The organism is Streptosporangium saharense (assembly GCF_014203715.1).
In the GTDB taxonomy this organism is placed as follows: domain Bacteria; phylum Actinomycetota; class Actinomycetes; order Streptosporangiales; family Streptosporangiaceae; genus Streptosporangium; species Streptosporangium saharense.
This window is the reverse complement of sequence record NZ_JACHJP010000008.1, coordinates 347534-356855: the sequence shown is the minus strand read 5'-3', so window position 1 is coordinate 356855 and position 9322 is coordinate 347534. Positions and strand designations below refer to the sequence as shown.

Below are 9322 nucleotides of genomic sequence, written 5' to 3'. Positions count from 1 at the left end.
TGGATAGGAGCGTCGGGGGTCGGGCATGGGGCCAGCAACGCACACCGGTAGACCGCCGGACAGTTACGCGAACGCCAGCTTTTCAGACACCCTCTAAGGGGCCAAGGGATCACATAGTGGGTTCCCCCCGGCGCGAGATGAAAAGACAGCAGCTCGACCGCCTGCGACCTGGCCGAGCCCGATGCCTCACGCAGCAACTCGATCATCGTGGCGGTGTCAACGGCACGAACCGTCCGAAGAGCTCTGGGCACCACCGTGCCCTGGCCTGAATCTTTCGCCGCCGGCCAAGGAAGTAACCACACACACGTCAGCCTGCCATGCGTCCTCGAAACGGGGGCGGCAACGTTGCTGCCGCAGACAGCAAAACGCCCCGGAGCGATGACCGCTTCGGGGCTTCCCTGCTGCTCAGTTGCTGTGGTCAGGGGCAGGGTCGAACTGCCGACCTTCCGCTTTTCAGGCGGAGCAATCATCCTGCTCGGCTAATCAAGGCTATGGTCAGGCGCGTGTAGACGGGGGCGCGGGTGCGTCGGCGTGTGGGGACGTTGCTGTCAGCGCTGCTGTCACCTCAGCCATGGTCACCAGGTGACCATGGCCCGACGGAGGAGGGCCTTGTCTACGATCGCCCCAGCCCGTACCGACAGGGACCGAAGTCCGTGATCGTCACGGCTTCAGCCACTGTGCCGCCTTCTGATCCGTAGCCAGCTCAAGATCGTCCACAGGCGTCTACCGCTGACCGGAGAGCCTGCTCGGCGGCCTCTCTGACTTGATCACCTTCCACCAGGATCCACCGCTGTCCAGGGACGTTGTTAGCAACGGCGTTAGCAAGATCATCGTGGATAACGACTTCTTGCCGACGCGGCATGGGACTGACCGAGGACCGATGGCCTGCTCGGGGAGACTCGTTAGTCGCCGAAGCTGGCGATCCATTCGTTGGTGAACTTCAACGCCTCGTCAGTGGTGACGACATCGCTCCTGGGCGCGGGGCCGAGACGCTCGACGAGCAATTCCGGTGATACGGGCTCCCCCGTGACGACCAAGTAGCACGACAGGCCCTCGCTCATCTGAGGCGACTTCGAGGAGACGAACGCATCGCGGCGGAACCGGTTACAGAAGCAACAGCAGGTTCTGCTGTTGCAGCTCCGCTCTCATCTGGCGCAAGGCGTCTTCGAAGTCGATCGACGAGCGAACCTTGATCGATGAAGCGCCAGCGCGGTTCAGCCGGAGCCCGTACGTCTCGTCATCGGTCTGCGCTGTCACCTGGCATGGCAGAAGGGATCTGTCCGCCAAGTTGACCAACACGAGGTCGTGCATGCTCATCTCGGCACGTAGTGGGGGTTCGGGATTCAGAGGTCGTCAGCGCTTCCGTACTTGCCAGGCTTCTAGGCTCCTCTGATCTGCGATGGATCGATCCGCTTGAACCTGACGGGCCTACGATCAAGGGAATCATCGTGGCGCTCGCCGACGCGTTCCACAAGGCCGCGATCGACAAGGGGGCAGATCCGCCTTGCTCGGATCTTGAGGTATCCCCTCACGGTTCCTCCCTCCTGTTCAAGGGGGCTTGCAGCCACCACCACGTCACCCCAGCTCACACCCTCGAACTCGCGTCTCCAGCCCTACCAACTACGCGGAATGCGGCTCGTGGTAAGGCTTCTACCTTACGAGGCGTCCTTCACAGTGGGCCGACGGCAGTATAAAGAGCACTCATTCTCCCAGCCCAAATGGCGCCTCATGTGACTTTCAGGCTCGAACTTCGGGCTTCACACCGTAGAACCAGGCTAATATACCCCTATGGACATGTCTGGGTTGCCGGAAGGCGCGAACATCAACAATATCGAGATAGCCGATGATGATTCCTCAGCTGCTCCTAACGACCTGGAGGGATTCCCGCCTTACGCTGCTTACGTCGCCAGGAGTGAGGAAATCGAGGAGCTCATCTCACTCACCTCGATATCATACGCGCTTTCCCAGCAACTCCTTCTTTCTACTCCACCAGAACAGTTCGCCGATATTACCTTTGACAATTTGACTCCTGAGCGCCGGTCATTTTCAATGGCCGATGTCACTATTGGAGAAATTCTTGGAATTTCGGCCGAATGGCTTACATATGGAGAATATGCCCAGAAAACGGGCCAAAAGCTTCAGGATGTAGCCAATCAGGCGAAGGCTGACCTGCTTGGTCCGGTCCGGATCCGCCCTTCCGATAGCGCCCCGGTCATTCTTTGGCCGCCCGAAAGCGAGAGAGAAGCAGATTTTAAGGCGCCCGAGATCGGTTTTTGCAGCATCAAGTTGAACTTTACGATTAAGGCCAATGCTACGGCCGCTTTAACATTTGATCCATCCGACCCGGTGCAGGCCGAGGAAGCTCAAAAACATTTCCTAAAGTCAGCTAGTTCGCTAGGGAATGTCGATGAAGTAGTAAAACGGGCCAAATTTCTCCTATTCCGCGCAGCCTTCCTGCTTCAGTGGACCAGCTTCGAAGTGTTTCTTCGAGAGACAATTGAGGAACTCTTGGCAAGACATCCTCAGGCAATAATCGAGTCGGCAGGAAAGAAGGAGAGCCTGTCCTATGAGCAGCTATTTTCGATGACTCACAAGCTCTCCTCGATAGAGAGTTTGCGCCAAGAACTGATCGACATGGAGATCGAGAGACTCCGCTCAAATGGTCGCTCAATCCATGGAATGATCAACTTCCTCAAGAGTGCCTTCCGCTTCAAGCGCGATCCCTACAAGGCTTGGTATGTTTATAAAGATAAGCGCCATGAAGCAACCTACAGTACGCTTATCGACATTAAGGAACGAAGAAATACTCTAGTGCATGAGGCGTCAGATGCTAGATCTGCCATTTCAGGCAAGGAAGGGCAGGGTCTGAGTGAGGAAGAATATGTGAAATATGTCCTGGCTCTACGCTCTGTCGCTTATAGCATTTCATCTAGTGTGCATTTCAAGGAGTATGAGGTACAAGTTTCCAATGGTCCTGCCTAGCTAAGCGGCATTCCAGAAGTTCTGCTTATAACCGGCCGGGAGTCAGGAACTGGTCCACGGGGCGGCGGTGGCCAGTAACTGGTCCGGTGAGCGGGCGCGGAAGAAGGCATGGATCTGTCGCAGGCGGCCGGGCCAGGTGACGGCGGTGTTGGCGATGAACGCCTTGAGCGCGGCCCAGATCCGCTCGACCGGGTTGTCGTGCGGGCTGTAGCGCGCCCCGTACAGCACCTCCACCCGCGGGTGCACCTGGAGGTAGCAGGCCACGGCCCGGGCATGGTGGATGCTGTCGTTGTCGCAGATCACCACGATCTTCGGTGCGGCCGGGAACGCGGCGGCCACCTCATCCAGCAGCTACAGGAAATCGGCCGCGCACCGGCGGCCCAGCCGATACACCCACCGCCCCGTGGTCAGCTCCACCGCGCCGAACACGGTGACCTGCCGGTCCTTACCCGGCGTGATGACGTCTGGGCGACCGGCGCGCAACGTCCAGCTTGATCGCAGGTGCCGCAGCAGGTTCACGTGGGTTTCATCGGTGGCCCAGACCACCGCTCCGCGCGGCAGCGCGCGTAACCGTGCGGTGATGGCGGCCACCACCTGCCACCGTCCGGATCGCCGCGGGCGACCAGCTTGGGGCGCCGCCACAGGGCCACCAGCTGTACCCGCCGATACAGCGTGCGCCTCCAGAGGGGGCCTTCAGGTACCGCCACAGCCGCGCAAGGGTCCACGACCCCGGCCGGGCCAGCAGGGCAGCGATCCGGCCGCCCAGCAGGTGCTGCCCGCCCAGGCGAGGGCGGCTCAGGCGGGGCCGGTCGGCCAGTCCCCCCAGGCCGTGGCGATTGAACTGGCCGATCCATCGGCGCACGGTGGCGGCGTCGTAGCCCAGCAGGCCGGCTATCTGCGCCGCCGGCAGGCCGTGCAGTGACAGCAGAACCATCACCGCGCGCAGCGCCGGACGCCACGGGCCTCGCAGCTGAGCGTGTAATTGCTCGATCGAGGTGGCGGGGGCTTTGGCGAACACGATGGGCGGGCGCATACTGACCACGATCTCGCCGGTGGGTGGACGTTGCGGCAACCTCGATCCAACCCCCGGCGAGGCCCGTGTCAACACCCTCACATCTCGGTGATCTCACGCACGGTTACACGCAGAACTTCTGGATAGGCGCTCAGCCCTGTCGATCGCGGCAAGAAAGGGCGAAGATCCACCTTGTCACCGAGCGCACCGGTCTGCCGATCGCTGTTGCGATCAGCACCACCAACACCTATGACAACTTGGTCCTTCAATCACTGAGGTGATCTCAGCGACTTTCACGTTGGGTAGCTGTGTTCGAAATGGGTGAGAACGAGTGCGGCTTTGACGAGGTCGCCGATTCGGCTGGGGCTGGCGGTGATGCGCTGGAGGGTGCGCCAGCGTTGGGTGAGCAGGGCGAAGCCGCGTTCTCCCAGGCAGCGCAGGGCGCGCAGGAGCGCGTTACGGGTGCGGGTGTCGAGGTCGAGGGGGCGGCCCTCGGAGGGTTGTTTGACCGGGGTGAGAATGCCGATGCCGGCGCCGTCGTAACCGGAGTCGGCCAGGGTGGGGAGTCCGCCGGCTGCGGCTTTGTACAGCGCCCCCAGGACGTGTGCGCGGGCGGCGGTCAGGTCGTGCACCGATCCGGGCTCGACGTCGGACACCCATGGCGGCAGGCCGCAGGGCGCGAACAGCGCTTGGATATTGCCGCCGTGGTGGCGGGCCTTTCCGGAGTACCACAGGTCGATGGGTTCGCCTTTGACACTGGTGGTCTTTTCGGCGCAGCGGTCGGTGGCGATGATGATGCCGTCCAAGATGAGATGGGTGAGGCCGGCGTCGGTGGCGCGCCGCAGGGCCTGGTGCAGGTCGGGTGCCTGGTCGGCCAGGACGTCGATGACCTCGTCGATGTAGCGGTAGGCGGTGGCGCGGGAGATGCCGTGGTCGCGGCCGAGGGCGGCTCGGTCGGTGCGGTCGCGAAACCAGCGCAGCCCCATCACCGCCTGCTCGAAACAGGTCAGCGCCCGAGAATGCGAGCGGGTGCCCAGTCGGCGGCGCTCGGCCGACAGGAGCAGGGAGAGGTGGCAAACCAGCTCCCGTGGGACGTCGAGCGTGGCACGATAGGTGATCACGTGGGGCTTTCTGGACTGAAGAAGACTTGTGGTGAGACCTCTTCTACCGAAAGCTCCACGCCTGTTTCAGGGGCATCGTGATCCATCCCGGTTCATGTCCGTCGGCATTGTTCTGGCGGTATCAAGAATCAAATGCCCGAGCCGATCTTGCTGAGATCACCTCACTGATACTCAGCATCCTCCGATCTGCTTCCGGCACGGGCCACGACGCCGCCGCCCCGCCAAACTCCACGGCAATAAAGGCTATAATTACCCCCACCTGCGAAGCTTCCTACACAGCCGCGGCCATCGAGCCCAGCTATCGACTCGGCCGTCACCGCTGGGTCCGTTGAGCAAACCGTCTCCTGGCTGTCCGGCCGCGCTACGAACGCCGGGCAGACCACTTCGCATCCTTCGTCGCCATCGCCATGGCCCTCATCTGCTAACGCCACCTCACCAAATGAGTCAGATCTAAGCCGCGGCGAATCAAGGCTAGAGGGCCGCACGATTCAGAGGCCAGTCGATTCGTAGACCGAGCATTGCAAAGTGGCACATCTACGGAAGCCATGCCCGATATGATATTTTTCCGGAGATTGAGAGGGTCTGCGCGATGAGATGCACGTTCGACGGGTGTGACAACTGGCAGACTAAGGACGGTCTTTGCCTCGCCCACTATTCACAGGCTCGGCGGGGCAAGCCCCTTACGCCACTGTCATTAAACGTCACTAGGCGAGGAATTCCGCCTAGGACATATAAGGTATTGCTTGAAGCACAGGGCGGGGGATGTGCCATCTGCGGAAAGACCCCGAAGGAGAACGGAAGGGCTCTTTCGGTAGACCACGATCACTCGTGCTGTCCCGAACTTTTAGGCTCATGTGGCAACTGCGTGAGGGCTCTTCTGTGTAGCCGCTGCAACAGCGGCATCGGATTCTTTGACGATAACCACGAGCTTATCCTCAAGGCGGCTGCATACCTTCAGGGCCATCAGCACAAGGGGGTGCGTGATCAGGTCGCTTCGGACTGCTGACGATCTGAAAACGTGCTTCGCCTCAGCGAGGGGAGCATGATCTGGTGCGGCCTGGCCCACACCCGTGTCCTGCTCCACTCGGTGAAGCGGCGGTTGACCGTCTGCTAGGAGGCACCGAACACCGGCGACAACTGCCGCCAAGAGCAGCCAGTCGTGGCCACGTACACGATCACCAACAAGATCACACGATCGTCGACCCACCGCCTTGCCGCCGTTTCGGCGCAGACGGGACCCCCGCTAAAATAAATCCCACAAATCGTCAGTTACCAGTCATTGAAGAAACGCATCCACGAGTTTTCTAACAACCGATCGCCTATACGCCCAACTGCGAAGCCACTGGCGGCAGGCGATCCGCGCGGTGGTAGTGCTGCTGTCGCTGCACGGCCTGCCAGCGGCGCAGATCGCCGGTCTGCTCGGCTATGCCGCTGGTACGGTGCGCCGATGGATCGACCGGTTTAGACCGTGACTCATTTGGTGAGGCGGTGGTAGCAAATAAGCGCTGCGGCGATGGCGACGAAGGATGCGAAGTGGTCTGCTCGGCGTTCGTAGCGGCGGTGTAGGCGGCGGCAGCCGGACAGCCAGGAGACGGTTCGCTCGATGACCCGGCGGTGACGGCCGAGTCGGTGGCTGGACTCGATGCCTCGGCGGGCGATGCGCGAGACGATGCCGCGGCTGCGCAGGAAGGCCCGCAGGCGGGGGTAGTCGTAGCCCTTGTCGCCGTGGAGTTTGGCGGGCCGGCGTCGTCGTGGTCCGCGCCGGGAGCAGATCGGCGGGATGCTGCGGATCAGTGGTTGCAGGGCCAGGCTGTCGTGGGTGTTGGCGGCGCTGATCGCAACCGCGATCGGCATGCCGGTGCGTTCGGTGACGAGGTGGATCTTTGAGCCTTTCTTGCCGCGATCGACAGGGCTGGGACCGGTCAGATCCCCCCTTTGACCGCGCGCACGCTGACCGAGTCGATCGCACACCGCGACCAGTCCAGCTCACCCCGGGCGCCGAGCTCGTCCGGCATGATCCGATACAGCCTGGCCCACACCCGCGCTTGGCTCCACTCGGCGAAGCGGCGGTTGACCGTCTGCCAGGAGGCGCCGAACACTGGTGGTAACTGCCGCCAGGCGCAGCCGGTGGTGGCCACATAGATGATGGCCGCGAGAATGACACGGTCGTCGACCCGCCGCCGCCCGCCGCCTTGCGGCCGTGTCGGCGCAGACGGGACCACTCGCTGGAACAGCTCCCACAGCTCGTCGGGCACCAGTCGTTGAAGGAACGCATCCACGAACGGTCTAACGACCGACCCCCAAATGAGTCACGGTCTTAACCGCCTGGGGCCGAGGGGCTTGGCCGACCATTCCCGCCTGGGCTGCCCCCTCCTGGGTGGCGAGCATCTGGTCAACTGGGATCGCCAGGTTGCTGGCCCGGCCGGGACCATGGACCCTGTCACGGCTGTGGTGCTTGCTGAACCGGCTTCATCTGAGCAGGTAGCTGTATCGGCGGGTGCGGCTGGCGGGCGTCTGGCGACGTTCCAAGCTGCTGCGCGCCCTGCCGCGTGGAGCGGTGGCCTGAGCCGCAGATGAAACCCAACGTCTACCACACCTCCGATCAGGGTGCACACTGTGCACCGGTCGTCCAATGGTTTTCACTCCGGACAAAAACCATCAGTTCACCGTGTTCGGCGCCATGGAACTGACCGCGGGGCGGTGGGTGCATCGGCTGAGCCGCCGATACTCGGACGACTTCCTGCACCTGCGGGGTGAGGTGGCCGCCATCTTCCCTGCCACACCGAAGATCGTGGTGATCTGAGACAACGACAACATCCACTACACCGGGGCCATCGCGTACTATCTACAGGCGCACCTGCGGATAGAGGTGCTGCACGGCACGCGCTACAGCCCGCACCACAATCCGGTCGAGCAGGTCTGGGCCGCGCTCAAAGCATTCATTGCTAACGCCTACGCAAGGCGATATTCGCTATACGGCCTGTTCTTCTGATGCCGATTTTCGGCCTTTGTGTAGCCAGAGATAGTCTGCTCATTTAGCTAGAAAACCCTCTCCATGCTGCAGCAGTTTCTTCCAGAACTACACCGGTCACGCGTTGCACCATGCCAGCGGCTTCATTATGATTGAAGTTAATTCCGGTGATATGTAGCGCATCTACTATAAATGGGTCGTCGAGCCATGCTACCATTCCAACATCTGGCCATGAGTCGTCGGCCAGTGTGAAAGTGACAGTCTGTTGATCGCCGGGCTGAATGTCAAGATCTTGAGGTTTAGTGAATATATCGGAATTGCCGTATACGGAGATCTGGCCGAAAATATCACTTGCCACCATCTCGACCAACTGCTCCGCAGCATCAAACGCATTGGCATACTCCAGCGCAACACCCTCCAATGCTTTAATCTCCTCAGAAAGTACTAGCTGTCGATATTCATCTCTAGGCATTGCTAGGTTCGGCTCATAAGCGGTGACTACTTTTTCCGCCAGTCGTTGCCGCAGTTTTACCCGAGTGTTCTGCAGTTTTGCTCGCGCGTCGCCATCAAGGGCGTCGGCCGCGACTGACAAGCGAATCCATTCTTCGGTGCGTTCAAACGCAGCAGCGAGCGAATGAGCGGTGTCGTTGAGGCCGCGTTGTTGGCTATCCGTTGCTTGCAAAATTTTACCTGCGTTAGGAGGATCCGATTGGAGCTGCAATCCGCGTGTCCTTTCTTGTGGGGCCCATGTAAGTCGCCAGCTGAACTCCACTGTCGTAAGCGGTGTTCCCGGTGCAAGCTGCGGAGCTGGTAGTGCCGGATATCCAGGAAGTCGGGAGCGTAACCACGCCACCGTATCGCGATGCGCCGATTCAACGCGTTGTGCAGCGTTCAGCCAAGACACTAGTACCTCACCAAGATCCTGAGGTTTGGGGCCTGGCAGTCCCCCGAATTTTTCAAGCTGTTCAAGCAGCCATGGAATGGCAAACCCGAGTCGGAGAGGCCGGGCCGCGGCCCAGCTGGCACTGGCCTGTATCGTTTGCAAGAGCCCAGGAAGGCCAGCTGCACGTTGGGGTGCATTGCGCGGCAAATGATCAGCGAATCGCCTAAATAGAGGAATGGACGCCCAGACTACAGATTGCTCTTCGATCGCTTTCCACAAAGGTATCCGCGTCACGCAAAAGCTCCTTTTTTATGGGGGATCTTTACTGGTTTCGGAGCGCATTCTAGCGTCCC

Annotated in this window: 8 protein-coding genes and 4 pseudogenes; 6 read left to right on the top strand and 6 right to left on the bottom strand. The window is 61.0% G+C overall.

Going from position 1 to position 9322, the window contains the following annotated elements; genetic code table 11:
* Positions 1–902: 902 nt before the first annotated feature.
* Positions 903–1061 (bottom strand): hypothetical protein, encoded by a 159-nt coding sequence (locus FHS44_RS30785; RefSeq protein WP_184721011.1) that lies wholly within the window; start codon positions 1059–1061, stop codon positions 903–905.
* 43 nt (positions 1062–1104) lie between these two features.
* Positions 1105–1317 carry a hypothetical protein gene (locus FHS44_RS30780; protein WP_184721009.1) on the bottom strand — a complete coding sequence of 71 codons (213 nt, stop codon included), beginning with the start codon at positions 1315–1317 and terminating at the stop codon, positions 1105–1107.
* Between the two features lie 471 nt (positions 1318–1788).
* Here FHS44_RS30780 and FHS44_RS30775 point away from each other — a divergent pair, with 471 nt between their 5' ends.
* Positions 1789–2982, top strand: coding sequence for a hypothetical protein (locus FHS44_RS30775; protein WP_184721007.1), 1194 nt, complete (start codon positions 1789–1791; stop codon positions 2980–2982).
* Positions 2983–3024: 42 nt separating this feature from the next.
* Here the strand turns inward: FHS44_RS30775 and FHS44_RS42515 are convergent.
* Positions 3025–4015 (bottom strand): annotated as a pseudogene (locus tag FHS44_RS42515) (IS630 family transposase).
* Between the two features lie 132 nt (positions 4016–4147).
* Between FHS44_RS42515 and FHS44_RS41290 the strand changes: the two are divergent.
* Positions 4148–4269 (top strand): annotated as a pseudogene (locus FHS44_RS41290) (IS5/IS1182 family transposase); the annotation flags it as partial.
* 18 nt (positions 4270–4287) lie between these two features.
* Here the strand turns inward: FHS44_RS41290 and FHS44_RS30755 are convergent.
* Entirely contained in the window at positions 4288–5115 is an 828-nt protein-coding gene (locus tag FHS44_RS30755; protein WP_184720999.1) for a transposase family protein, read from the bottom strand.
* A 178-nt stretch (positions 5116–5293) separates the two neighbouring features.
* Here FHS44_RS30755 and FHS44_RS41285 point away from each other — a divergent pair.
* From FHS44_RS41285 to FHS44_RS42510, 3 genes and pseudogenes are all read left to right on the top strand, one after another.
* A pseudogene (locus tag FHS44_RS41285) lies at positions 5294–5540 on the top strand (IS5/IS1182 family transposase); the annotation flags it as partial.
* Between the two features lie 164 nt (positions 5541–5704).
* Complete coding sequence (locus FHS44_RS42770; RefSeq protein WP_184720997.1) at positions 5705–6121, top strand: endonuclease VII domain-containing protein; 417 nt, start codon at positions 5705–5707, stop codon at positions 6119–6121.
* A gap of 307 nt (positions 6122–6428) precedes the next feature.
* A pseudogene (locus FHS44_RS42510) lies at positions 6429–6578 on the top strand (helix-turn-helix domain-containing protein); the annotation flags it as partial.
* Between the two features lie 10 nt (positions 6579–6588).
* Here FHS44_RS42510 and FHS44_RS30740 read toward each other — a convergent pair.
* Positions 6589–7394 (bottom strand): IS5 family transposase gene (locus tag FHS44_RS30740; RefSeq protein ID WP_312863872.1). Its coding sequence is split into 2 segments (ribosomal slippage): positions 6589–7049 and positions 7049–7394, totalling 807 coding nucleotides; the frame shifts between segments, so codons are not numbered across the junction.
* Between the two features lie 401 nt (positions 7395–7795).
* Here FHS44_RS30740 and FHS44_RS42010 point away from each other — a divergent pair.
* On the top strand, positions 7796–7918 hold the full coding sequence (locus FHS44_RS42010; protein WP_281401622.1) for a hypothetical protein: 123 nt from the start codon (positions 7796–7798) through the stop codon (positions 7916–7918).
* A 232-nt stretch (positions 7919–8150) separates the two neighbouring features.
* Here FHS44_RS42010 and FHS44_RS30735 read toward each other — a convergent pair whose 3' ends face one another.
* On the bottom strand, positions 8151–9263 hold the full coding sequence (locus tag FHS44_RS30735; protein WP_184720991.1) for a YlbF family regulator: 1113 nt from the start codon (positions 9261–9263) through the stop codon (positions 8151–8153).
* Between the last annotated feature and the right edge of the window lie 59 nt (positions 9264–9322).

Bases quoted from the DNA above. Each gene is read 5' to 3' on its own strand.
- FHS44_RS30785 (WP_184721011.1), bottom strand. From the start codon at position 1,061: ATGAGCGAGGGCCTGTCGTGCTACTTGGTCGTCACGGGGGAGCCCGTA.
- FHS44_RS30780 (WP_184721009.1), bottom strand. From the start codon at position 1,317: ATGAGCATGCACGACCTCGTGTTGGTCAACTTGGCGGACAGATCCCTT.
- FHS44_RS30775 (WP_184721007.1), top strand. From the start codon at position 1,789: ATGGACATGTCTGGGTTGCCGGAAGGCGCGAACATCAACAATATCGAG.
- FHS44_RS42770 (WP_184720997.1), top strand. From the start codon at position 5,705: ATGAGATGCACGTTCGACGGGTGTGACAACTGGCAGACTAAGGACGGT.
- FHS44_RS42010 (WP_281401622.1), top strand. From the start codon at position 7,796: ATGGAACTGACCGCGGGGCGGTGGGTGCATCGGCTGAGCCGCCGATAC.